Source organism: Streptomyces galbus, assembly GCF_005280195.1.
In the GTDB taxonomy this organism is placed as follows: domain Bacteria; phylum Actinomycetota; class Actinomycetes; order Streptomycetales; family Streptomycetaceae; genus Streptomyces; species Streptomyces galbus.
In genome coordinates this window covers 101,390-123,966 of sequence record NZ_SZPR01000012.1, presented here as the reverse complement: position 1 = coordinate 123,966, position 22,577 = coordinate 101,390, and the positions used below count along the sequence as shown (strand labels likewise).

Genomic DNA, 22,577 nt, shown 5'->3' with positions numbered 1-22,577 from the left:
ACCGGCCGGCGACTACGCGAGGGTTATTCGACCGATAGTGATCATCTCTTTCGTACGACGACGAAGTCGGCGAGCGCCGTGAACCGGGCCCGGACCTCGCCGGGCATGTCGACGGCGTCGAGGGCTTCGATGGCGATGGTGTGCTGACGGCGTGCTTCCTGGGCGGTCCACTCGCGGCCGCCCGCCTCCTCGATGAGCCGGGCCCGGGCGGCGAACTCCTCCTCGGAGAAGGTCTCGAAGTCACTGCTCTTGGCGTCGGCGGCGAGGATGTCGCCGAGCTGCTCGGAGGCGTCGCCGCCCGCGGCGAGGGCGGCGACCACCGGCAGGGACTTCTTGCGCTGGCGCAGGTCGCTCCAGGTCTGCTTGCCCGTGGCCTCCGGGTCGCCCCAGATGCCGAGGAGGTCGTCGACCGCCTGGAAGGCCAGGCCGAGGTGGTAGCCGTACTTCTCCAGGGCGTCGGCGGTCGCGTCGTCGGCGCCGCCGAGCACCGCGCCGATGGAGCTGGCGCAGGCCAGCAGGGCGCCGGTCTTGTTGCCCTCCATCTCGAGGCACTCCTCGACGCTGACGCGGTCGCGGTGCTCGTAGGAGATGTCCTGGGCCTGGCCGTCGATCAGGGCGCGGGTGGCGCTGGTCAGCCGGCGGGTGGCGCGGCCGGCCTCGACGGTGCCGAGTTCCAGCAGCAGCTCGTTGGCGAGGGCGAACAGGGCGTCGCCGACCAGGATCGCCTGGGCGGGGCCGTGCACCTTCCACACGGTGTCCCGGTGGCGGCGCTGCTCGTCGCCGTCCATCAGGTCGTCGTGCAGCAGCGAGAAGTTGTGGACCAGCTCGACGGCGACCGCGCCGGGTACGCCCGTCTCCGGCCGGGCCCCGGTGACCTCGGCGGACAGCACGGCCAGGGCGGGGCGCACCGCCTTGCCCCCGTCGCCGTGCGCGGGGTTGCCCTGGGCGTCGATCCAGCCGAAGTGGTAGGCGGCGACCGTGTCCATGGGCGGCGCCAGGCGGTCGACGGCCGCCCGCAGCACCGGGGTGGCCAGGGTCCGGCCGCGCTCCAGCAGCGCGGACACGTCCACCGCGGCGGCAGTCGTGGCCGGGGGCACAGGGGGCACTGTTTCTCCTCTTGTTGCGGTGCCGGAGGTACGGGGGCGTGGCCCACGCAGATCGGCTGTCATGCGGCCTCCCCGAGGAACTCCGGGAGGCGGTCGCGGGACCGGCCCAGGGCGCCGAGGGCGGCGTCGGCCGCGCTCACGCCGCTGCGGACCGCACTCTCCATGGTCGCGGGCCACCCGGTGGCGGTCCACGCCCCGGCCAGGTACAGGCCGGGTGCCTTGGTGCGGGCGCCGGGCCTGAGCCGTCCGGCGCCGGGGGCGGGAGCGAACGTCGCGGTGCGCTCCCGGGTGACGAAGAAGTCCTTCACCCCGGCGCCGCGGGCCGCGGGCAGCAGCCGCTCCAGCTCGGGCAGGTAGCGCTCGCGCAGCACGGCCACGGGCGCGTCGATCTCGTCCTGTGCGGCCGACTGGGACACCGCGAGGTACTGGCCCTCGCGCAGCCCGGAGGCGTCGGTGCGGTCGAACACCCACTGCAGGGGGGTGCCGAGGGCCGCGAGGAAGGGCGCGGTGAGCACCTTGCGGTCGTAGACGACGTGCACGTTGAGGATGGGCGCGGTGCCGAGGGCGAGCAGTCGCTCGGGGGCGTCGAGGGCCCCGGCCGGCAGCAGGTCGTGCGTCTCGCGCTGGGGTACGGCGAGGACGACGGCGTCGGCGTGCAGCGTCTCGCCGGGAACCTGAACGCTCCAGCTCCCGTTCTCGTTCTGGGAGAGGGAGGTGACGCGTGTACGGACCTCGGTGCGCACGCCCGCGGAGTCGAGCGCCTTGCGGGCCAGCCGGTCGTGCAGGTCGCCCAGCGGCACGCGGGCCCAGCCGATGTCGGCCGCTCCCGGGTCGGACAGCAGACCGGTCTTGAACACCATCGCGGCGAGCGCGAGCGAGGCGTCGCCCGCGACCGCGTTGAGGGTGGCGACCCCGACCAGGTCCCACAGGGCCTCCACGGCGCGCGCGGACTGACCGTGGGCGGTGAGCCAGCTGCCGAAGTCCTGCGTGTCCAGCGCCGGATCGGTGAGGTCGAGGGCCTTCAGCGCGAGCGCGGCCCGGCCGACCCGGGCGCGTTCGGCGAGCGAGAGGTGCGGATAGGTGGCGAGGCCGCGCCCCAGGTGCAGGGGCACGGGCAGGGCGTCGCGCCGCAGCCTGCCGAGCCGTCGGCCCTCGGGCTTGGCGACGTCGACCACGGGCACGTCCAGGCGGTCCTGCAGCGGGGCCAGCGCGCTGCCCTCGATCCGGTCGAGGAACCACCGGTAGGCGGTGCAGCAGCGCAGGTAGACGTGCTGGCCGTTGTCGACGGTGAGGTCGCCGCGGCGGAACGAGAAGGCCAGGCCGCCGAGCCGGGGGCGGCCTTCGAGCAGGGTGACGCGCACGCCGGCGTCGGCGAGCGCCAGCGCGGCGGTGATGCCGGCGAGCCCGCCGCCGACCACCACGGCGTGGCGGCCGCTGGTGCCGTCGGCCGGGCCCTCGCGGCCCGCGCGCGCCGAGGCGCCGGCGATCGCCCCGGGCGACTGCGTGCCGTCGCTCATCGTGCGTCCTCCCCTGTCTGCCGGTCGTGCTGCCGACACCCTGCACGACCGGCCGATGTCCTCAGGGACGCCGCGCCGCGGCGCCGGGTTGCGTGCCGCGGCGCGCCGGTTCGATCACCCGGGCCCGGTGCGTCGCCCGGCGCGCCCATCAGATCCGCCTCCGGGTGGCCTGCCGGGCGGGCGAGCGGCGGGAGACGTGCCGGGTGTCCAGGCCGGACAGTCCGCGCACGGCGACGTAGGCCTTCTCCCGGCCGGGCAGCGAGACCCGGCCGCGCAGGACGGCCTCGGGGTCGCGTTCGATGCGGTCCAGCAGGCGACGGTAGATGCCGGCCATGGCGGCGACGCAGGCGCCGCTGCGCCGGTCGAGCAGGGGCAGCAGCCGGTAGCCCTCGGCGAACAGGGCGCGGGCGCGGCGCACCTCGAAGTGCACCAGGCCCGTGAAGTCGGCGCCCTCGGGCGGGGTGGGCCCGTCGAACCCGGCGGAGCAGCCGAACTTCGCGAGGTCGTCCGACGGCAGGTAGGTGCGTCCGCCCTCGGCGTCCTCGCGCACGTCGCGCAGGATGTTGGTGAGCTGCAGGGCCAGGCCCAGCGTGTCGGCGTACTCCGCGGCGCGCTCGGCGCCGCGCGCGCCGGTCTCGGTGCCGAACACGCCGAGGGAGAGCCGGCCGATGGCGCCGGCCACGCAGCGGCAGTAGACCTTCAGGTCGTCCCAGGTCTCGTAGGTCTCGCCGCGCACGTCCATCAGGACGCCGTCGATCAGCTCGTCCAGGCCGCCCAGCGGGATCGGGAAGGCGTCCGCGGCGTGGGTGAGGGCGACCGCGACGGGGTCGGTGTCGTCCTCCTCCACCTTGCCCGCGCGGATCCGGTCGAGCAGGGCCCGGGTGTCCTCCAGCCGGGCGACCTTGACGTCGGCGGGCAGCGCGCCGTCGCCGATGTCGTCGACGCGCCGGGAGAACGCGTACAGCGCGGACATCGCCCGGCGCTTGGGTGTGGGCAGCAGCCTGATGCCGTAGGCGAAGTTGCGGGCCTGCTGCCCGGTGACGGCTTCGCAGTAGCTGTAGGCGGCGAGTACCGGTGCGGACGCGGGTGGCGGAGACTCCACGGTCCGGATCACCCCTTTCCTCGCAGGGTCACGCCCACCTCGCGCAGCAGCCGGAGCTTGCCGGGCCTCGGCGGGCCGGGAAGGACGTCGTACTCGGCGGCGGCGATCGCGTGGATCGCCGCCCTCCCCCCCGCCACGAACCCCGCGAGCAGCAGTCTGAGCCTGCCGTTGACGCTACCCACCAGGGGGGCGCCCTCATTCAGGAGATCGCGGGCGCGTTGCGCCTCGTACGCGACCAGGGCGCGCACCGATGCGCTCGCGCCGGCCGTGGCGAGATCCGCCTCCTGGACGTGAAAACGCTTCATGTCCTCGGCGGGCAGGTAGATGCGGTCGCGGCCGAGGTCCTCGGCCACGTCCTGGAGGTGTTCGACGATCTGCAGCGCGGTGCAGATCGCGTCGGAGCGGCGCACGCGCTCGGGGGTCGAGGTGCCGGTGACGGCGAGCACGAGCCGGCCGACGGGGTTGGCGGACAGCTCGCAGTAGGCCAGCAGGTCGTCGTAGGTCTCGTAGCGGGAGACCACCTGGTCCTGGCGGTTGGCGGCGATCAGGCCGAGGAACGGCTCGGGGGTGAGCGAGCGGCGCCGGACGGTCGGCTGCAGGCGGCGCAGCAGGGGGTGGCGGGGGGTGCCGTCGAAGACGCGCCGCAGGTCGGCCTCGAACGCGTCCAGCAGGACCAGCCGGTCCCCGGCCCGGTCCGCCGGCACGCCGAGCAGCCGGGCGTCGGCGCCGCCGGGGGCGAGGTCGCCGTCGCCGATGTCGTCCACGAGGCGGGCGAAGCCGTAGACGGCCATGAGGTCGTCGCGCCAGTCGCGGGGCAGGAAGAAGGGGGCCACGGGGAAGTTCTCGTGCGCGGCCTTGTCGAGGGTGTCCCGCTCGGGGTCGCCGGTGCGCGTGGTGGGTCCCGTCACCGTGCGCTGCCCGGGGCAGGGACGGCGCGTGCTGTGTCGAGCCGGGGAGTCTCCGTAGCCATTGCCGTCACATCTCCCGTTCTACACCGCCGACCCAATACACACTATTTCGGACACGCCGCCCGGCCGCCCGCCGGGCGGACCGGTCCGAGGGTGTCGCGCGTTATCGCCCCACTTGCCGCCTTTCGGGACCGGTACAGCTTACGTTGTACAGCGCACAGACGATCGCGGGGGTGTCCCGCACATCACAACAACACACCGATTGGCGTCAAGATTCCTAAGGAACACAGGAGTTGACGCTTCCTTTGCAGACGCGGAGTCCGGCCGGGCAGTTCCGGCGGGGCTCCGGGCGTGTCGTGACCGGGCCCGGCTACCTGCCCGAGAACTTCTCGTAGGCGCGCAGGACCTCTTCGGTGGGGCCGTCCAGGCGCAGCTCGCCGCGCTCCAGCCACAGCACCCGGTTGCAGGTGTCACGGATGGACTGGTTGCTGTGGCTGACCAGGAACACCGTGCCGGCGTGCTCGCGCAGCTCGCGCACCCGGGCCTCGGAGCGGGCGCGGAACTTGGCGTCGCCGGTGGCCAGCGCCTCGTCGATCATCAGGACGTCGTGGTCCTTGGCGGCGGCGATGGAGAACCGCAAGCGGGCCTGCATGCCGGAGGAGTAGGTGCGCATCGGCAGGGAGATGAAGTCGCCCTTGTCGTTGATGCCGGAGAAGTCGACGATCTCCTGGTAGCGCTCCTTGATCTGCTCCCGGGACATGCCCATGGCCAGACCGCCCAGGACGACGTTGCGCTCCCCGGTCAGGTCGCCCATCAGGGCGGCGTTCACCCCGAGCAGGGACGGCTGGCCGTCGGTGTAGACCCGGCCGCGCTCGGGCGGCAGCAGGCCGGCGATGGCCCGCAGCAGGGTCGACTTGCCGGAGCCGTTCGAGCCGATCAGGCCGATGGCCTCGCCCCGGTGGGCGGTGAAGGACACCCCTCGCACCGCGTGCACCGTGCGCACGCCCCGCTCGGCGTCGCCCGCGCCCCGGCGCAGCATCCGGCTGAGCGCGGCGGTGGCGCCGCCCCGGCCCGACCCGGCGCCGTGCACGCGGTAGACGATGTGCACGTCGTCGACGACGACCGTCGGCACCCTCCCCGCGGTGTCGTCGAGGGCGCAGGCCGGGGCCCACGGGAGGCGCCGGCCCTCGGCGGCGTCCGCCGGGCCGGCGTCGGCGGCCGGCGCGGGAGCGGGTGCGGGTGCGGCCCGCGTCTCGTCAGCCACGGCCGTACTTCTCCTCGGCCTGCCAGAAGAACAGGAAGCCGCCGAGCGCGACGAACACCGCCCAGCCGCCCGCGACGGCCCAGGCGTGGTCGGGCAGGTTCTCGGCGCCGTACTCCTCGATGAGCGCGAAGCGCATGAGGTCCATGTACAGGGCGGCCGGGTTCCACTGCAGGACGTTCGCGATCCACTGCGGCTTGTCGGCGAGGAAGACCGGGATGGAGAACATCACGCCGGAGGCGTACATCCAGGTGCGCAGCACGAACGGCATGAGCTGCGCCAGGTCGGGGGTGTGCGCCCCGGCCCGCGCGACGATCATCGCCAGCCCGGAGTTGAAGCAGAACTGCAGGGCCAGCACCGCCGGGATCAGCGCCCACGACAGGTCCGGGTAGCTGCCGAAGCCGACGACCACCAGGAACAGCACGATCATCGAGTACAGCAGTTGCTGGAGCTGCTGGAGGCACAGCGACAGGGGCAGCGCGGCGCGCGGGAAGTGCAGTGCGCGCACCAGGCCCAGGTTGCCGGAGATCGCCCGCACCCCGGACATCACCGAGCTCTGCGTGAAGGTGAACACGAAGACCCCGGTGACCAGGAAGGGAATGTAGACGTCCTTGGGCATGCCCCGGCCGGCCCCCAGGATCAGCCCGAAGACCATGAAGTACACGGCCGCGTTCAGCAGCGGTGTCGCCACCTGCCAGAGCTGGCCGAGCCGGGCCTGGCTGTACTGGGCGGCCAGCTTCGCCGAGGAGAAGGCCAGGACGAAGTGGCGCCGGTCCCAGAGCCGGCGCAGGTACGCGGGCACCGGGGGCCGGGCACCGCTGACGGACAGACCGTACTTCGAGGCCAGCTCCGCCGGGGCCAGGCCCGCGTCGGACGACGGGAGCACCCGTGGCGCACGGCCGTCGTGCGGTGTCTCACTCACAGCTGGAACCTTCGTCTCGCCGGGTACCCCGTGGGACGCAGCCTCTCAGATGACCGGGGGCCGGCCCAGCCGGGTCAGCCGCCAGACGGTCCGCCACTTCATGGGCCGGCGCGGGCCGCAGGACGTGGTCCAGCCCTCGCGGAAGCCGCCGAACCAGGCCTTCAGCGCCGGCCGGGACGGGCGGCGCAGCAGCGTGAGCAGCATCCAGACCCCGAGGTAGACGGGGACCAGCACGGCGGGCAGGTTGCGGCGGGCGAGCCAGACGCGGTTGCGGGCGACCATGCGGTGGTAGACCGCGTGCCGCGAGGGCGCGGTCGTCGGGTGGTACAGCACCATGTCGGACCGGTAGTCGATCATCCAGCCCGCGTCGAGGGCCCGCCATGCCAGATCGGTTTCCTCGTGCGCGTAGAAGAATGCGTCCGGCAGGGCGCCCACTTCCGCGAACACCTGGGTGCGCACCGCGTTGGCGCCGCCGAGGAAGGTGGTGACCCGGGAGGAGCGCATCGGGTCCGAGGCGCGCAGCCGCGGCACGTGCCGGCGCTGGGTGACCCCGGTGTCCGGGTCGGCGATGCGGAAGCTGACGATGCCCAGCCGGGGGTCCTCGGCGAACGCCTGGCGGCACAGCTCGGCGGTGTCGTGGTGCGCGAGCAGCCCGTCGTCGTCGAGGAACAGCAGGATGTCGACGTCCCGGCCGCTGGGCCCGAACGCCTCGATGCCCACGTTGCGTCCGCCGGGGATGCCGAGGTTCTCGGGCAGCTCGACGGTCCGCACGCCCTCGGGGACGTCGGGGACCGGCGAGCCGTTGCCGACCACGACCACCTGGACCGGGTCGCCGTCCTGCTTGGCGACCGAGTCCAGCAGCGCGCGCAGCTCCTCGGGGCGGTTGCCCATGGTGATGACGACCGCGCCGACCTTCAGGGAGGAGGAAGCCATCGCACTCACCGCAGTCTGCTCGACGCCAGGATGGACACCAGGTGCAGCAGGGTCTGCACCAGCGCGATCCCGGCGAGCACGGCGGTGCCGAGCCGGGTGAAGAACAGGTCGCCGCGGGCCGCGTCGGCGATCGCGAGGACCAGGATCAGCAGGGACGCCTCGATGCCGAGGACCAGCCGGTGGAACTTCAGCGCGGCGGCGGCCCGGCGGGCCAGCGCCATGCCGGAGGAGCGCATCTCGGCGGCGGCCTCCTGCACCGGTGGCCTGCCGGTCTGGTGCCGGGCGACGCCGACCAGGTCGGTCTCCGCCTTGATCAGGATGGCGCCGAGCGCGGCCAGGGTGCCGAGGAACGCCCACAGCCAGTCGATGCGCCCGCTGCCCCACAGGTCGGCGGCGCGCAGCCCGAGGCCGACCAGCACGGCCGCGTCGGTCAGGTAGGCGCCGACCCGGTCGAGGTAGACGCCGCCGAGCGAGTACTGCTTCTTCCAGCGGGCGATCTCGCCGTCGACGCAGTCCAGCAGCAGGTAGAGCTGGACCATCACCACGCCGAGCACCGCGCCCGCGATCCCCGGCACCAGCAGGGCCGGGGCCGCGAGCACGCCGCACACGGTCATCAGGTACGTGAGCTGGTTGGGTGTGACCCTGGTGTTCACCAGGTAGCGGTCGACCCGCAGGGACACCTCACGCATGTAGAGGCGTCCCATCCAGTGCTCGCCGCTGCGCCGGTCCTTCACCCCGGCGGGGTGGACGACCGGACGGAGTTCAGCTACCGATGGCCTTGACATAGTCGGCGTAGACGTCCTTGATCTGTTCGGTTTTCAGGTCGAGGTGTTCGAGGATCGTGAAGCGGCCCGGCCGTGTCTCGGGGGCGTAGGCCACGACCCGGACGAACTCCTCGGTCGTGAAACCGATCTCGTCCGGCAGCACGGGCAGTCCGTGCCGGCGCAGCACCCCGGCCATGTGGGCCGACTCCTCGTGGGCTCCGCGCAGGTACATGGCGAACGCGGCGGCGAGGCCGCACTGTTCGCCGTGGGCCGCGGCGCGGCGCGGGTACAGCAGGTCGAACGCGTGGTTGATCTCGTGGCACGCGCCGGAGCAGGGGCGGGAGTCACCGGACACCGACATCGCGATGCCGCTGAGCACCAGCGCCTCGGCCAGCACCTGGAGGAAGTCGGTGTCGCCGACCCCGCCCGGGTGGCGCAGCACCGCCTCGCCCGCCTGCCGGGCGATCGCGGCGGCCAGGCCGTCGATCTTCTCGCCCTTGACGCGGTGGGCGAGCTCCCAGTCGGCGACCGCCGAGACGTTGGAGACGGCGTCGCCGATGCCGGCCCGCACGAAGCGGGCCGGGGCCTCGCGGATGACGTCGAGGTCGATGACGACCGCGATCGGGTTGGGCACGCCGTAGGAGCCGCGGCCCGCGTCGTTGTCGAGGGTGGCGACCGGCGAGCACAGGCCGTCGTGCGCGAGGTTCGTCGGCACGGCGACCAGGGGCAGGCCGAGGCGGGCGGCGGCGAACTTGGCGCAGTCGATGATCTTGCCGCCGCCGAGGCCCACCACCGCGTCGTAGTGGCCGGCCTTCATCTCGCCTGCCAGGCGCACCGCGTCGTCGAGGGTGCCGCCGCCGACCTCGTACCAGGTGGCGCCGGGCAGGGTGGGGGCGATCCGCTCGCGCAGCCGGGCGCCGGAGCCGCCGCTGACGGCGACCGCGAGGCGGCCGGAGTGCGAGATGCGCTCGTCGGCGAGCACGCAGCCCACGTCGTCGAGGGCGCCGGGGCGGATGTCGACGACGAGCGGGGAGGGGATCAGCCGGGTCAGTACTGGCACGCGATCTCCCGTCCCCGGGCGAGGTCGTCGTGGTTGTCGATCTCCACCCACGGCACGTCGCCGATCGGCGCGACGTCGATGCGGAAGCCGCGGTGGACGAGCTCCTGGTAGCCGTGCTCGTAGAACTGCTGGGGGTCGGTCTCCCAGACGGTCTTGAGCGCGTCGGCCAGTTCGGGGGCGGCGTCGCCCTCGATCAGGGTGACGCCGATGTACTCGCCGGTGGCCTCGGCGGGGTCCATCAGCTTGGTGATCCTCGTCATGCCCCTGGCCGGGTCGACGACGACCTTCATCTCCTCGTCCGCGAGGGACTTCACGGTGTCCAGGGCGAGGATGATCCGCTTGCCCTCGCCGCGGGCGGCGAGCAGGGTCTTCTCCACCGAGACCGGGTGCACGGTGTCGCCGTTGGCGAGGATCACGCCGTCCTTGAGGGCGTCACGGCCGCACCACAGGGAGTAGGCGTTGTTCCACTCCTCGGCCTTGTCGTTGTCGATCAGGGTCAGCCGCAGCCCGTACTTCTCCTCCAGCGCCGCCTTGCGCGCGTACACGGCCTCCTTGCGGTAGCCGACGATGACCGCCGCCTCCGTCAGGCCGACCTCGGCGAAGTTGGCGAGGGTCAGGTCGAGCACCGTGGGCTCGCCCTCTATGCCCGCGGGCCCCACCGGCACCAGCGCCTTGGGCAGGCTGTCGGTGTAGGGGCGCAGACGCCGTCCGGCGCCGGCCGCCAGCACGAGGCCGATCATGCGGGTTCTCCTTCATCGTGTACGGCCGGGGCGCCACCCTGGTGGGCGGCGACCCAGAAGCGGATGCTCTCGACGAGCACCACGAGGGCCACGGCCACGGCCAGGGCCGTGAGCGCGACCTTGAACTGCGCCGCGGTGAGCAGTGCGGCGAGGACGGTGACGAGCAGCGTCCGCCCCTCCTGCCCCCCGACGGCGCGCACCAGCCAGGCCGGCGGCGCTCCGGCGTCGCCGCGGATGCGGTACACCGTGTCGTAGTGATGGTAGGCGACGGCGGCCACCAGTCCGAAAGCCGCCGGTAGCGCTCCGTTAACGTCCGACTTCGCCGCGAGGATCAGCACGGTGCCGTACTCGGCGGCGCGGAACAGGGGCGGGACGAGCCAGTCGAGGGCGCCCTTGAGGGGGCGGGCGACGGCCTCGGAGGACAGCAGCACGTAGACGGCGGCGCACAGGACGACCGACCAGCCCGGTCCGTCGATCCAGGCGGCGAGCGGCAGGAGGACGGCTCCGAGCACGGCCCACAGCAGGGCCGGGAAGCGCCCCGCGGGCAGGACCCGTGCCGGCAGCTCGGCGAGGGGCCCGTTGTCCGCGAGGTCGGCCAGGGCGCGCGCCGCGCGGTCGGTGCGCTGCGCCGTGCGGGTCAGCGAGCGCAGCACCCGGCCGGCCGTCGTGTACGTGGCCGCGAGGGCGCAGCCGATCAGCAGGGCGTAGAAGGTGATCCGCGGGGTGGTGGCCGCGGTCAGAACGGCGATCATGGCCCATCGTTCACCGATGGGCAGCACTATCATCCGGCGCACCCAGACCGTCCAGCCGACGCTGTCGAGCTTGTCGGAGAGGGCGGCGGTCGGGCTGGTGTTCGCCGTGGCGTCGTGGTTGGCCTCGTTGAAGGAGAAGTCGACGACGTGCCGGCAGGTCTGCAGGACCATCGCGCCGAGCGCGAGGGCCCACACGTCGTCGCCGCCGCGGGCCGCGCCCAGCGCGAGCCCCGCGTAGTAGGCGTACTCCTTGGCCCGGTCGAAGGTGGCGTCGAGCCAGGCGCCGAGCGTGGAGTACTGCAGGGAGTAGCGGGCCAGCTGACCGTCGGTGCAGTCCAGCACGAAGGACACGATGAGCAGGACGCCCGCCGCGACGAAGCCCGCCCGGGTGCCGGTGGCCGCGCAGCTCGCCGCGATCAGCGCGGTGAGCAGGGAGGCGGTGGTGACCTGGTTCGGGGTCAGGCCGCGCCGGGCGCACCAGCGGGCGATGTAGCGGGAGTAGGGGCTGATGAAGAAGGTGGTGAAGAACCCGTCGCGGGCCTTCACGGCCGACTTCAGGCGGACGGCCTCGTCGTCGACGGCGGCGACGGCCTGCCGTGCCTCGTTGCGGGCCTGGGGGTCGGCGGGGACCGCGGCGACCAGGCTGCCGAGCTCGGGGCGGTGCACCGCGGCGCCGTCGGCGTCCAGCGCGGTGACGACCCGGTCGGCGAGGCTCGCCACCCCGGCCGCGTCCCCCACGCTCAGCTTCGTGCCCGCGAGGGCGGCGCCGTGCGCCGCGCCACCGCCGGCGGAGGTCTCGCGGGCCAGCGCGCGGGTCAGCGCCAGGCGGCCCTCGGCCCGGGCGGTGACGGCGCCGGGGACCGCGGCCAGCGGGAAGCGCGGGTCGGTGAGCCCGAGACGCAGGGCGTGCGGGTGGCCGACGAAGCGGGCGTCGACGAGGGCGACCCGCTCCTCGCTCGGCACCGCGGCGAGCAGCGCCTCGGCGTCGGCGGGGCCGGAGGCGGTGCGGACGTCGAAGCCGAGGTCCCGCAGGTCCGACTCGATCGACGATCCGGGCACCGGCTGACCGGTGAGGATGGCGGTCGGCAACCGAACTCACTCCCTGTGCGGCGCGTGGCACGCCGGTCGTCTGCGTGGTGGGGGCGCCCCTGGGCGACTCCCGGCGGGCGACATGTCGGCAGAGGCTATCGGATGCCGGGAAACCGTCGTTCACCGGCCGTTCAGGCCCGATCAAGACCCGCTGCACCGGCCTCCGCCGAGATCATCATGTGTGATCGGTGGTCCCCGCCACAAACCGCGCGGCCCCGGAGGCGACATCGGGGACATTGCGCACCGGCCCGGTGCTCCCGCATAGGGTGGACGACCATGACGTGGCTGATCACCGGCGGGGCCGGATACGTAGGGGCGCACGTGGCGCGGGCGATGGCCGGCGCCGGGGAGCGGGTCGTCGTCCTGGACGACCTGTCGACCGGGGTTCCAGGGCGGCTCCCGGCGGACGTCCTCCTGGTCCCGGGCTCGCTGCTGGACGGGGCGCTGCTGGAGCGGACCTTCGCCGAGCACGCGGTGACCGGCGTGGTGCACCTGGCCGCGCGCAAGCAGGTCGCCGAGTCGGTGGCGCAGCCGACCCGCTACTACCGGGAGAACGTCGGCGGGCTCGCCACGCTGCTCGACGCGGTCGCCGCGGCGGGGATCGGGCGGTTCCTGTTCTCCTCGTCCGCCGCGGTGTACGGCAACCCGGACGTGGACCTGATCACCGAGGACACCCCGTGCGCCCCGGTGAACCCGTACGGCGAGACCAAGCTGGCCGGGGAGTGGCTGGTGCGGGCGGCGGGGCGGGCGCACGGCATCGCGACGACCTGCCTGCGCTACTTCAACGTGGCGGGCGCCGCCGCGCCGGAGCTGGCCGACACGGGCGTGTTCAACATCGTCCCGATGGTCTTCGACCGGCTCACCCGCGACGAGGCCCCGCGGATCTTCGGCGACGACTACCCGACGCCGGACGGGACGTGCGTGCGCGACTACATCCACGTGGCCGACCTGGCCGAGGCGCACCTGGCGGCGGCGCGCCGGCTGTCCGCGCCGGACGCGTCCGGGGACCTGACGGTGAACATCGGACGGGGCGAGGGCGTCTCGGTCCGGGAGCTGGTCACGCTGATCGGCGAGGTCACCGGTGACCGGCGGCCCGCGGAGGTCGAGGGCCGCCGCCCGGGTGACGCGCCCCGGGCCGTGGCGTCGGCCGCGCTGGCCGCCCGCGAGCTGGGCTGGACGGCCCGGCGCGGGGTGCGCGAGATGGTCGAGTCGGCCTGGCAGGGGTGGCGGCTGCACCACGGCGGGGCGCCGGCCGCACCGGCGGCGACGCGCTGACCTGCGGCTCGGCCCCGCCCGCGGGGTGGCGTTCGTTTCCGCAGGTCACAGCAATGACAACGGTGTTCAGTGCCGCGTTGCCCGATACCCCCCACCCGTAGTTCACTGTGGTCCCGGACGGCACGCGCCCGCCGTCCGGCGACCTTTGGAGGCGGCTTTCCCATGGGGGCTGGGCACGACCACGGACACACGCACGCACCGGCCGGCGGGACGGCGGCCGCCGCCCACCGCGGCAGACTGCGGGCCGCGCTCGGCATCACGCTGACCGTGATGGTCGTCGAGATCGTCGGCGGGGTGCTCGCGGACTCCCTGGCGCTGATCGCGGACGCCGCGCACATGGCGACCGACGCGCTGGGCCTCGGCATGGCGCTGCTCGCCATCCACTTCGCGGGCCGCCCGGCCACCACGCACCGCACGTTCGGCTACGCCCGCGCGGAGATCCTGGCCGCGCTCGCCAACTGCCTGCTGCTGCTCGGGGTCGGCGGCTACGTGCTGTACGAGGCCGTCCAGCGCTTCCTCACGCCGGCCGGCACCGAGGGCGGGCTGATGATCGTGTTCGGTGCGATCGGCCTGGTCGCGAACTCGGTCTCGCTGACGCTGCTGATGCGCGGCCAGGCGGAGAGCCTGAACGTGCGCGGCGCGTTCCTGGAGGTGGCCGCCGACGCGCTGGGCTCGGTCGCGGTGATCCTCTCCGCGGTGGTGATCCTCACCACGGGCTGGGCCGCCGCCGACCCGATCGCCTCGCTGGTGATCGGTCTGATGATCGTGCCGCGCACGGTGAAGCTGCTGCGCGAGACCCTGGACGTGCTGCTGGAGGCGGCGCCCCGCGGCGTCGACATGGCGGAGGTGCGGTCGCACATCCTCGCCCTGGACGGCGTGGAGGACGTGCACGACCTGCACGCCTGGACCATCACCTCGGGGATGCCGGTGCTGTCGGCGCACGTGGTGGTGCGCTCGGACGTGCTGAGCGCGATCGGCCACGAGAAGCTGCTGCACGAGCTGCAGGGCTGTCTGGGCGACCACTTCGACGTGGAGCACTGCACCTTCCAGCTGGAGCCGAGCGGACACGCCGAGCACGAGGCGCGGCTCTGCCACTGAGGGCGGCGCCCCGCGTGCTCCCGCACCACCCCCCGCACGGCGGTTCCCCGCCCGTCCGGCCGGGCAAGATCACCCATCGGGCCCCGCTTCCGGCGCCGCGACACGCCAGGACCGGCGCGGGCGTGCGGCAGACTGGGGTGCGCGAGGACCGAAGCTAAGGATGGGTATGCCGATCACACCTGCCACCGCGACGCACAGCTCGTCGAACGGCACCGCTGACGCGATTCTGCTGGAACTGGTCGACGAGGACGGCGTGACGATCGGCACCGCGGAGAAACTCACCGCCCACCAGCCCCCGGGGCAGCTGCACCGCGCCTTCTCGGTGTTCCTCTTCGACGAGCGCGGCCGGCTGCTGCTGCAGCAGCGGGCGCTCGGCAAGTACCACTCCCCCGGTGTGTGGTCCAACACCTGCTGCGGCCACCCCTACCCCGGTGAGGCGCCGTTCGCGGCGGCCGCCCGGCGCACCTTCGAGGAGCTGGGCGTCTCCCCGTCGCTGCTGGCCGAGGCGGGCACGGTGCGCTACAACCACCCGGACCCGGCCTCGGGCCTGGTCGAGCAGGAGTACAACCACCTGTTCGTCGGCCTGGTGCAGTCCCCCCTGCGGCCCGACCCGGAGGAGGTCGGCGACACGGCGTACGTGACCGCCGCCGAGCTCGAGGCGCGGCACGCCGAGGACCCCTTCTCCGCCTGGTTCATGACGGTGCTGGACGCGGCCCGGCCCGCGATCCGGGAGCTGACGGGGCACACCGCGGGCTGGTGAGCCCGGTCAGGACGCCCCGGCGGGCTTGAGCGGCAGGGCCGCCCAGATGACCTTGCCGCCGCTCGCTGTGTGCTCGACGTCGCACACCCCGCCGGCCTCCCGGGTGATCTCCCGGACCAGCAGCAGGCCGCGGCCGCCGGTGGCGCTGTGCGGGTTCTCCAGGGCGGTCGGGCGGTAGGGGTGGTTGTCCTCCACCGACACCCGCACCCAGTCCGCCCCGACGGCCACCTCCACGGCCAGCGTGGGCGACAGCAGGGCCGCGTGCCGCACGGCGTTGGTCACCAGTTCGGAGACGATCAGCAGCAGCCCCTGCACGAGGTCCTCCGAGACGGGCACCCCCTGACGGTGCAGCAGGTCCCGTACGGCGTGCCGCGCCTCGGGCACCGAGGCGTCCACCGCGGGGGCGGTGAACCGCCAGACGCCCTCGTACGGCAGGGGCCGGGGCGCCGGGGCCGCCTCGGGGCCGAGGGGTCCGTCCGTGCCGTCCGCCGGGCGTGGGCCGGGCCCTCGCCCCTGGTTGTCCATCGTCAGGTCGCCACCCTCGCGCTCGGTTGTCACCACGTCTGAAGTGTTGGGAACGAGCCCCCGCGCGCCGCCCGACTGAACACAAGTCAGCAGGTATCGAGCGTTTCCGATCCGCCCTGTCCGACCCGGTCGCTCCCGTGACCGCTTCTGTCCCGGCCGGGCGGTGTTCGCGATCTATTCGGGCGGTACGGGCTTCACGTGGCCGTCGCCCGGTTCCTCCCCTGGGAGGGTGTCGCCGGCGAGCCGCTCGGAGACCATGCCGACGATGCGCCGGCCGCCGTAGCCGGTGGCGACCAGGCCCAGGCCGTCGAACAGCAGGGCGAGGGAGAAGAAGGTGCCGATGACGTACTGGCTGCTGCTCGGCCAGTTCGCCAGCACCAGCACGCCGAGCAGCAGGTCGAAGGCGCCCAGCACCAGCGTCCAGCCGAAGTGGGTGCCGCGCACGACCAGGCTGCCCACCAGCCGGAACACACCGGCGGACAGGAACAGCAGGGCGGCGAACATGCTGAGCGCGGCGGCCGCCGCGTCCGGGCGGCGTACGACGACCACGCCCGCGGCGATGTTCAGCGCGGCCACGATGACGCCGAGCCAGAAGAAGTTGGTGCCGCGCGCCTGGATCGCGTGCAGCAGGCCGACGAGGCCGCCGATCAGCAGCAGCCAGCCGAACAGCAGCATCGACGTGAGCGTGGCCACACCGGCGTAGACGAGCCCGACGAGGCCCGCGACCACCAGGACGGCGCCGAGCACGGCGAGCCAGCCGAAGCCCCGCTTGAGCTGGGTCGTCGTCCCCCGGGACGGGGTTGCCGCGGTCATCGCGCACCTCCAGGCGTCGTCCTGCCCCTGCGGGTCCCCTGCCCCGTGGTGTCGTAACGCTCACATCGCCCGCCGTGATCGTCGCGGTCCCGCGGCGGCTAGCATCCGGCCCATGGAGCCCCAGTTGCTGCACGGTGTCGCCGGCTCGGTCGCCACCGTCGTGATCCACCACCCCGCCAAGCGCAACGCCATGACCGCCGCGATGTGGCGCGCGCTGCCGCCGCTGCTGGACGGCCTCGCCGCCGATCCCGGGGTACGGGCGCTGGTGCTGACCGGGGAGGGCAGCACGTTCTGCGCGGGGGCGGACATCTCCTCGCTGCAGGGGTCGCCCGACGAGGCGCAGCAACTGGCGCAGCGGGCCGAGGAGGCGCTGGCCGCGTTCCCCAAGCCGACCCTCGCGGCGATCCGCGGCCACTGCGTCGGCGGCGGGGCGCAGTTGGCGGCGGCGTGCGACCTGCGGTTCGCCGAGGAGAGCGCGCTGTTCGGGGTGACGCCCGCGAAGCTCGGGCTGGTCTACCCGGCGGCGGCCACCCGGCGCCTGGTGCGGCTGGTGGGTCCGGCGACCGCGAAGTACCTGCTGTTCTCGGCCGAGTTGATCGACGCGCCGCGCGCGCTGCGCACCGGGCTGGTCGACGAGGTGCTGCCCGAGGGTGAACTCGGCAAGAGGGTCGCGGAGTTCACCCGCGTCCTGGTCACGCGCTCGCAGCTCACGCAGGCCGCGGCGAAGGAGTTCGCGGACGGGCGCACCGACCGCGACGCGTACTGGGCCCGCCAGGCGCGCGGCAGCGGCGACCCCGCGGAGGGGGTCGCCGCGTTCCTCCAGCGGCGCGGGCCGCGCTTCACCTGGACGGTGCCGGGTCCCGGGTCAGCGTGAAGCGGCTCCGCGCGCGCATCCGTTCCACCAGGTGGGCGGGCGCCTTGTCCGGGGAGCCCGCGTCGTAGGGCGGCTGCGGGTCGTACTCGGTGAGCAGTTGGACCGCCCGGGCGTGTTCGTCGCCGGCGATGCGGCCGAGCAGCGTCAGGCCCATGTCGATGCCGGCGGAGACGCCGGCCGCGGTGACGTACTTGCCGTCGGTGACGACGCGTTCGCCGGTGGGTTCGGCGCCGTGGTCGCGCAGCATGTCCAGGGCGAGCCAGTGGGAGGTGGCCCGGCGGCCCCGGAGCAGTCCGGCGGCGGCCAGCAGCAGCGAACCGGTGCACACCGAGGTCGTCCAGGTGCTGGTGGCGTCGGCGGTGCGCAGCCAGTCCAGCAGCGGGGCGTGCGTCATCAGCTCGGACTGGCCGGGGCCGCCCGGCACCAGCACGACGTCGGGGTGCGGCACCTCGGCGAGCGTCCGGTCGGCGGTCAGCGCCAGCGCCCCGGTGTCGGTGCGGACGGGGCCGGTCTCCTCGGCGACGAAGACGGTCTCGGCGTCCGGGAGGCGGCCCAGGGTCTCGTAGGGGCCGACGGCGTCGAGGGCGGTGAAGCCGTCGTAGAGCACGATCGCTAGCTGCATGGGTGTCCCTTCCCAGGGGTGGCGTACGGGTCGGTCAGTGGACGGAGGCGGGGCGGAAACGGCGGCGGTACTCCGCCGGGGGCGTGCCGAGCGCCTTGACGAAGGCGCGGCGCATGGCCTCGGGGGTGCCGTAGCCGCTGGCGCGGGAGATCTCCTCGACGCCGTCGGCGGTGTCCTCCAGGAGCCGGCGCGCGTGCTCCAGGCGGACCCGGTCGACGTAGCGGCCGGGGGTCGTGCCGGTCTCCTCGCGGAAGGCGCGGGCGAAGTGGCGCGGGGAGAGGCGGGCGCGGGCCGCGAGCGCCTCCACCGACAGGTCGTCGGCGGGGTGCTCGGTGATCCAGCGCTGCACCTCCCGCAGGGGGTCGCGGCGGGCGGTCTGCGCGGCGAGCTGGGCGCTGAACTGGGCCTGGTTGCCCGGCCTGCGCAGGAACACCACCAGGTGGCGGGCCACGGTCAGGGCGGTGTCACGGCCCAGGTCCTCCTCGGCCAGGGCCAGCGCGAGGTCGATGCCCGCGGTGACACCGGCCGAGGTGAAGACGTGGCCGTCGCGGACGTAGACGGGGTCCGGGTCGACCGTGACGGCCGGGTGGTCGCGGGCGAGCTTGGCGCAATAACTCCAGTGGGTGGTGACCCGGCGGCCGTCCAGCAGGCCCGCCCCGGCCAGCAGGATCGCCCCGGTGCAGACCGAGACCAGGCGCCGGGCGCGGGGGCCGTGCGCCCGCAGCCACGCGGTCAGCTCCGGGTCCGGCTCGCGGGTGCCCTCCCCGCCCGGCACCAGCAGGGTGTGCGGGGCGGGGGCCCCGGTCAGCGAGCCGTCGGGTACGAGGGTCAGCCCGCTGGAGGTGCGCACCGGCGCTCCGTCCAGGGAGGCGGTGCGGATGCGGTAGGTCCCCGGGGTGTGCCGCTCGGCGCCCGCGAAGACCTCCAGGGGGCCGGTGACGTCGAGGCTCTGCACGCCGTCGAAGAGGACGACGAGGACGGTTCGCTGGGGCATGCCTCGATTCTTCGGCCGGTGCGGCCATGGCCGCAATGACGGGTTCCCCACCTTTCCTGCCGTCGCGGGCGGGGTGTCGCGGCACGGGGGGCATGTCCGGCCCGGCGCGCGGTATGCGTGAAGGAGGGAGGACCGACCCACGCGAGGTCCCCACCGGAAGCCACGCAGAGAGGAAGTCCCATGTTCCGTGCGATCGCCGACGTCCTGCGCCAGATCGGCGGCGCGGTGGCCACCGTCGTCACGCTGCCCTTCCGGGCCCTGGGCCGCCTGTTCGGCGGCGCCTCCGGCTCGGCCCGCGGCCGCCGCGCCTAGAGGCTGATCCCCCGGACCGCCCCGGCGCACTGCCCGGCCCCGGTCCGCCGCGCCGGGTCCGTGCCCTGGTCCCGGGCTGTCGGTGGCGCCTGCCACAATTGCCGCGCAACCCCAGTGGAGAAGGCGGTACGGGATCGTGACGACACCCGGGTCCAGCGCAGGGTCCATCGAAGGCAGGATCGCCGAGGAGCTCGGCGTCAGGGAGCGGCAGGTCAAGGCCGCCGTCGAACTGCTCGACAGCGGTTCGACGGTGCCCTTCATCGCCCGCTACCGCAAGGAAGCGACCGAGATGCTCGACGACGCGCAGCTGCGCACGCTCGAGGAGCGGCTGCGCTACCTGCGGGAGCTGGAGGACCGGCGGTCCGCGATCCTGGAGTCGGTGCGCGAGCAGGGCAAGCTCACCGACGAGCTCGAGGCGCGGATCCGCGGCGCGGAGACCAAGGCGCGCCTGGAGGACATCTACCTGCCGTACAAGCCGAAGCGGCGGACCAAGGCCCAGATCGCGCGCGAGGCGGGCCTGGAGCCGCTCGCCGAGGGGCTGCTCGGCGACCCGGGCGTGGACCCGGCGGCCGCCGCCGCCGCGTTCGTCGACGCGGACCGGGGCGTCGCCGACGCGCAGGCGGCCCTGGACGGCGCCCGGGCGATCCTCACCGAGCGGTTCTCCGAGGACGCCGACCTCATCGGCGAGCTGCGCGAGCGCATGTGGGTGCGCGGGCGGCTCGCCGCCAAGGTGCGCGAGGGCAAGGAGGAGGCGGGCGCCAAGTTCGCCGACTACTTCGACTTCTCCGAGCCGTTCACCGCGCTCCCCTCGCACCGGGTCCTGGCGATGCTGCGGGGCGAGAAGGAGGAGGTCCTCGACCTCGTCCTGGAGCCCGAGGAGCCCACGGACGGGCCGTCGTCGTACGAGGGGATCGTCGCGCACCGCTTCGGGATCGCCGACCGGGGTCGGCCGGGCGACAAGTGGCTGCGGGACACGGTCCGCTGGGCGTGGCGCACCCGCATCCTGGTGCACCTCGGCATCGACCTGCGGCTGCGGCTGCGCACCGCCGCCGAGGACGAGGCCGTGAACGTCTTCGCGGCGAACCTGCGCGACCTGCTGCTGGCCGCCCCGGCGGGCACACGCGCGACGCTCGGCCTGGACCCGGGCTTCCGCACCGGCGTGAAGGTCGCCGTGGTCGACGCGACCGGCAAGGTCGTCGCCACCGACGTGGTCCACCCCCACGTCCCGGCCAACCGGTGGGACGAGGCGATCGCCAAGCTGGCGCGGCTGGCCGAGGCGCACGCGGTCGAGCTGATCGCCATCGGCAACGGCACCGCCTCCCGCGAGACCGACAAGCTCGCCGGTGAACTCATCGCCAGGCACCCGGAGCTGAACCTCACCAAGGTGATGGTCTCGGAGGCGGGCGCGTCGGTGTACTCGGCGTCCGCGTTCGCCTCCCAGGAGCTGCCCGGCCTCGACGTGTCGCTGCGCGGCGCGGTGTCCATCGCGCGGCGCCTGCAGGACCCGCTGGCCGAACTGGTCAAGATCGACCCCAAGTCGATCGGCGTCGGCCAGTACCAGCACGACCTGTCCGAGGTGAAGCTGTCGCGCTCGCTGGACGCGGTGGTGGAGGACTGTGTGAACGGCGTGGGCGTGGACGTCAACACCGCCTCGGCGCCGCTCCTCGCCCGGGTCTCCGGCATCACCTCGGGCCTCGCCGAGAACATCGTGGCGCACCGCGACGCCAACGGCCCGTTCCGCTCGCGCGCCGAGCTGAAGAAGGTGCCCCGGCTCGGCCCCAAGGCGTACGAGCAGTGCGCGGGCTTCCTGCGCATCCGCGGCGGCGACGACCCGCTGGACGCCTCCAGCGTGCACCCCGAGGCGTACCCGGTGGTGCGCCGCATGGTGAAGACCACCGGTCAGGAGGTGGCGTCCCTCGTCGGCAACACCGGGGTGCTGCGCTCGCTGCGGGCCACGGACTTCGTGGACGAGACGTTCGGCCTGCCGACCGTGACGGACATCCTCAAGGAGCTGGAGAAGCCGGGGCGCGACCCGCGGCCGGCCTTCAGGACGGCCACCTTCAAGGAGGGGGTCGAGAAGATCTCCGACCTGTCGTCCGGGATGGTCCTGGAGGGCGTGGTGACGAACGTCGCCGCGTTCGGGGCGTTCGTCGACGTCGGCGTGCACCAGGACGGCCTCGTCCACGTCTCCGCGATGTCGAAGACGTTCGTGAAGGACCCGCGGGACGTGGTCAAGCCGGGCGACATCGTGAAGGTGAAGGTCCTCGACGTCGACATCCCGCGCAAGCGGATCTCGCTGACGCTGCGGCTGGACGACGAGGCGGCCCCGCAGGGCCCGGCCGCCGGCGGCGAGCGTCCGCGGCGCGGTGGCGGCCGGCCCCCGCAGCAGCGCCAGGGCGGCGGCGGCCGGGGCGGTGCCGGCTCCGGCTCCCGTCAGGCGGCCGCGGCCCCGGCCAACGGCGCGATGGCCGACGCCCTGCGCCGGGCGGGCCTGCTCGACCCCAAGAAGGGCCGGGGCTGACACCCGTCGACGGGTCCCGGCCACGGCCCGGACCCGTCGGCACCGCGCCCGTACAGTGGCCGTATGGCCATCTCGCGCGTACTGACCTGGGACGTCACGGCGAGCAACGGGTACGAGACCGCCTGGGCGGAGATCGGTGACGGTGCCCTGCGGGCCCGGGGGCGGGCCGTGGGCACCGTGCCGGAGCCGTACTGGGTCACCTACGAGCTGGAGACGGGCCCCGGCTGCGTGACCCGCCGGCTGCGGGTCACGGTGGACACCGCGGCCCGCACCCGCTCCCTGGACCTGCGGCGCGGCGACGGGGGCGGCTGGACGGCCGACGGGGAACGGCTCCCCGGCTTCGACGCCGCCCTCGACTGCGACCTGGGGCGGTGCCCCCTCACCAACACCATGCCGGTCCTGCGGCACGGGCTGCACCGGAAGCCGGGCGAACGGCGGCTGCTCATGGCCTGGGTGTCCGTGCCGGCCCTGACGGTGCGGCCGTCGTGGCAGACGTACACCCACCTCGGCGGCGTGGACGGCGGCACGCGGGTGCGGTTCGCCTCGGGGGACTTCCGCAGTGACGTCGTGTTCGACGGGGACGGGTTCGTGCGCGACTACCCGGGGCTGGCGACGCGGCTCGGCTGACG

At 73.9% G+C, this 22,577-nt stretch carries 22 protein-coding genes; 7 read left to right on the top strand and 15 right to left on the bottom strand.

Annotated elements, in window-relative coordinates; translation table 11 throughout:
* Positions 1–41 precede the first annotated feature (41 nt).
* The 11 genes from E4U92_RS13545 to E4U92_RS13495 all read right to left on the bottom strand — a co-directional run bounded on the left by E4U92_RS13545 (position 42) and on the right by E4U92_RS13495 (position 12,154).
* Positions 42–1,169 carry a polyprenyl synthetase family protein gene (locus E4U92_RS13545; RefSeq protein WP_137300622.1) on the bottom strand — a complete coding sequence of 376 codons (1,128 nt, stop codon included), beginning with the start codon at positions 1,167–1,169 and terminating at the stop codon, positions 42–44.
* Positions 1,166–2,623 carry a hydroxysqualene dehydroxylase HpnE gene (hpnE, locus tag E4U92_RS13540; protein WP_229862011.1) on the bottom strand — a complete coding sequence of 486 codons (1,458 nt, stop codon included), beginning with the start codon at positions 2,621–2,623 and terminating at the stop codon, positions 1,166–1,168. The genes E4U92_RS13545 and hpnE overlap by 4 nt, the downstream gene beginning before the upstream one ends.
* Before the next feature lie 148 nt (positions 2,624–2,771).
* The gene (gene hpnD / locus E4U92_RS13535; protein WP_137300621.1) at positions 2,772–3,737 is read right to left on the bottom strand and encodes a presqualene diphosphate synthase HpnD; all 966 of its coding nucleotides are present in this window, start codon (positions 3,735–3,737) and stop codon (positions 2,772–2,774) included.
* A complete protein-coding gene (gene hpnC / locus E4U92_RS13530; RefSeq protein ID WP_137300620.1) occupies positions 3,734–4,633 on the bottom strand; it encodes a squalene synthase HpnC in 900 nt (299 codons plus the stop codon). Before hpnC ends, hpnD begins: the two co-directional genes overlap by 4 nt.
* A gap of 370 nt (positions 4,634–5,003) precedes the next feature.
* Positions 5,004–5,765: an ABC transporter ATP-binding protein gene (locus E4U92_RS13525; RefSeq protein ID WP_137301094.1), complete on the bottom strand. Its 762-nt coding sequence runs from the start codon at positions 5,763–5,765 to the stop codon at positions 5,004–5,006.
* 124 nt (positions 5,766–5,889) lie between these two features.
* Positions 5,890–6,816, bottom strand: coding sequence for an ABC transporter permease (locus tag E4U92_RS13520; RefSeq protein WP_137300619.1), 927 nt, complete (start codon positions 6,814–6,816; stop codon positions 5,890–5,892).
* A gap of 45 nt (positions 6,817–6,861) precedes the next feature.
* Positions 6,862–7,749, bottom strand: a complete 888-nt coding sequence (locus tag E4U92_RS13515) for a glycosyltransferase family 2 protein (protein ID WP_137300618.1) — start codon at positions 7,747–7,749, stop codon at positions 6,862–6,864.
* Between the two features lie 5 nt (positions 7,750–7,754).
* On the bottom strand, positions 7,755–8,534 hold the full coding sequence (locus E4U92_RS13510) for a CDP-alcohol phosphatidyltransferase family protein (protein ID WP_137300617.1): 780 nt from the start codon (positions 8,532–8,534) through the stop codon (positions 7,755–7,757).
* Entirely contained in the window at positions 8,512–9,573 is a 1,062-nt protein-coding gene (locus E4U92_RS13505; RefSeq protein WP_137300616.1) for an iron-containing alcohol dehydrogenase family protein, read from the bottom strand. Before E4U92_RS13505 ends, E4U92_RS13510 begins: the two co-directional genes overlap by 23 nt.
* Positions 9,561–10,313, bottom strand: coding sequence for a phosphocholine cytidylyltransferase family protein (locus E4U92_RS13500; protein ID WP_137300615.1), 753 nt, complete (start codon positions 10,311–10,313; stop codon positions 9,561–9,563). Before E4U92_RS13500 ends, E4U92_RS13505 begins: the two co-directional genes overlap by 13 nt.
* Entirely contained in the window at positions 10,310–12,154 is a 1,845-nt protein-coding gene (locus E4U92_RS13495; RefSeq protein ID WP_137300614.1) for a DUF5941 domain-containing protein, read from the bottom strand. Before E4U92_RS13495 ends, E4U92_RS13500 begins: the two co-directional genes overlap by 4 nt.
* Before the next feature lie 276 nt (positions 12,155–12,430).
* Between E4U92_RS13495 and galE the strand changes: the two genes are divergently transcribed.
* From galE to idi, 3 genes are all read left to right on the top strand, one after another.
* The gene (galE, locus tag E4U92_RS13490) at positions 12,431–13,429 is read left to right on the top strand and encodes a UDP-glucose 4-epimerase GalE (protein ID WP_137300613.1); all 999 of its coding nucleotides are present in this window, start codon (positions 12,431–12,433) and stop codon (positions 13,427–13,429) included.
* 162 nt (positions 13,430–13,591) lie between these two features.
* On the top strand, positions 13,592–14,527 hold the full coding sequence (locus E4U92_RS13485) for a cation diffusion facilitator family transporter (protein WP_137300612.1): 936 nt from the start codon (positions 13,592–13,594) through the stop codon (positions 14,525–14,527).
* Between the two features lie 166 nt (positions 14,528–14,693).
* Positions 14,694–15,287 (top strand): isopentenyl-diphosphate Delta-isomerase, encoded by a 594-nt coding sequence (idi, locus tag E4U92_RS13480; protein WP_137300611.1) that lies wholly within the window; start codon positions 14,694–14,696, stop codon positions 15,285–15,287.
* 6 nt (positions 15,288–15,293) lie between these two features.
* Here the strand turns inward: idi and E4U92_RS13475 are convergent, their stop codons facing one another.
* Positions 15,294–15,812, bottom strand: a complete 519-nt coding sequence (locus E4U92_RS13475; RefSeq protein ID WP_137301093.1) for an ATP-binding protein — start codon at positions 15,810–15,812, stop codon at positions 15,294–15,296.
* Between the two features lie 174 nt (positions 15,813–15,986).
* The gene (locus E4U92_RS13470) at positions 15,987–16,625 is read right to left on the bottom strand and encodes an HdeD family acid-resistance protein (protein WP_137300610.1); all 639 of its coding nucleotides are present in this window, start codon (positions 16,623–16,625) and stop codon (positions 15,987–15,989) included.
* A 112-nt stretch (positions 16,626–16,737) separates the two neighbouring features.
* On the opposite strand from E4U92_RS13470, the gene E4U92_RS13465 reads away from it, so the two are divergent.
* Positions 16,738–17,499: an enoyl-CoA hydratase/isomerase family protein gene (locus E4U92_RS13465; protein ID WP_137300609.1), complete on the top strand. Its 762-nt coding sequence runs from the start codon at positions 16,738–16,740 to the stop codon at positions 17,497–17,499.
* Here the strand turns inward: E4U92_RS13465 and E4U92_RS13460 are convergent.
* Both E4U92_RS13460 and E4U92_RS13455 read right to left on the bottom strand, forming a co-directional pair.
* Positions 17,465–18,121, bottom strand: a complete 657-nt coding sequence (locus E4U92_RS13460; RefSeq protein WP_137300608.1) for a DJ-1/PfpI family protein — start codon at positions 18,119–18,121, stop codon at positions 17,465–17,467. The two genes, E4U92_RS13465 and E4U92_RS13460, sit on opposite strands and share 35 nt — an antisense overlap.
* 34 nt (positions 18,122–18,155) lie before the next feature.
* On the bottom strand, positions 18,156–19,115 hold the full coding sequence (locus E4U92_RS13455) for a GlxA family transcriptional regulator (RefSeq protein WP_137300607.1): 960 nt from the start codon (positions 19,113–19,115) through the stop codon (positions 18,156–18,158).
* A gap of 180 nt (positions 19,116–19,295) precedes the next feature.
* Here E4U92_RS13455 and E4U92_RS37020 point away from each other — a divergent pair, with 180 nt between their 5' ends.
* From E4U92_RS37020 to E4U92_RS13445, 3 genes are all read left to right on the top strand, one after another.
* Positions 19,296–19,427: an LPFR motif small protein gene (locus E4U92_RS37020; RefSeq protein WP_268253509.1), complete on the top strand. Its 132-nt coding sequence runs from the start codon at positions 19,296–19,298 to the stop codon at positions 19,425–19,427.
* A gap of 136 nt (positions 19,428–19,563) precedes the next feature.
* Positions 19,564–21,948, top strand: a complete 2,385-nt coding sequence (locus tag E4U92_RS13450; RefSeq protein ID WP_137300606.1) for a Tex family protein — start codon at positions 19,564–19,566, stop codon at positions 21,946–21,948.
* A gap of 63 nt (positions 21,949–22,011) precedes the next feature.
* Positions 22,012–22,575 carry a putative glycolipid-binding domain-containing protein gene (locus E4U92_RS13445; RefSeq protein WP_137300605.1) on the top strand — a complete coding sequence of 188 codons (564 nt, stop codon included), beginning with the start codon at positions 22,012–22,014 and terminating at the stop codon, positions 22,573–22,575.
* Positions 22,576–22,577 lie beyond the last annotated feature (2 nt).

Excerpts from the sequence above, each read along its gene's own strand:
- E4U92_RS13545 (WP_137300622.1), bottom strand. The coding sequence starts at position 1,169 with ATGACAGCCGATCTGCGTGGGCCACGCCCCCGTACCTCCGGCACCGCA.
- hpnE (WP_229862011.1), bottom strand. The coding sequence starts at position 2,623 with ATGAGCGACGGCACGCAGTCGCCCGGGGCGATCGCCGGCGCCTCGGCG.
- E4U92_RS13515 (WP_137300618.1), bottom strand. The coding sequence starts at position 7,749 with ATGGCTTCCTCCTCCCTGAAGGTCGGCGCGGTCGTCATCACCATGGGC.
- E4U92_RS13510 (WP_137300617.1), bottom strand. The coding sequence starts at position 8,534 with ATGTCAAGGCCATCGGTAGCTGAACTCCGTCCGGTCGTCCACCCCGCC.
- E4U92_RS13500 (WP_137300615.1), bottom strand. The coding sequence starts at position 10,313 with ATGATCGGCCTCGTGCTGGCGGCCGGCGCCGGACGGCGTCTGCGCCCC.
- galE (WP_137300613.1), top strand. The coding sequence starts at position 12,431 with ATGACGTGGCTGATCACCGGCGGGGCCGGATACGTAGGGGCGCACGTG.
- E4U92_RS13485 (WP_137300612.1), top strand. The coding sequence starts at position 13,592 with ATGGGGGCTGGGCACGACCACGGACACACGCACGCACCGGCCGGCGGG.
- idi (WP_137300611.1), top strand. The coding sequence starts at position 14,694 with ATGCCGATCACACCTGCCACCGCGACGCACAGCTCGTCGAACGGCACC.
- E4U92_RS13475 (WP_137301093.1), bottom strand. The coding sequence starts at position 15,812 with ATGGACAACCAGGGGCGAGGGCCCGGCCCACGCCCGGCGGACGGCACG.
- E4U92_RS13470 (WP_137300610.1), bottom strand. The coding sequence starts at position 16,625 with ATGACCGCGGCAACCCCGTCCCGGGGGACGACGACCCAGCTCAAGCGG.
- E4U92_RS13465 (WP_137300609.1), top strand. The coding sequence starts at position 16,738 with ATGGAGCCCCAGTTGCTGCACGGTGTCGCCGGCTCGGTCGCCACCGTC.
- E4U92_RS13460 (WP_137300608.1), bottom strand. The coding sequence starts at position 18,121 with ATGCAGCTAGCGATCGTGCTCTACGACGGCTTCACCGCCCTCGACGCC.
- E4U92_RS13455 (WP_137300607.1), bottom strand. The coding sequence starts at position 19,115 with ATGCCCCAGCGAACCGTCCTCGTCGTCCTCTTCGACGGCGTGCAGAGC.
- E4U92_RS37020 (WP_268253509.1), top strand. The coding sequence starts at position 19,296 with ATGTTCCGTGCGATCGCCGACGTCCTGCGCCAGATCGGCGGCGCGGTG.
- E4U92_RS13445 (WP_137300605.1), top strand. The coding sequence starts at position 22,012 with ATGGCCATCTCGCGCGTACTGACCTGGGACGTCACGGCGAGCAACGGG.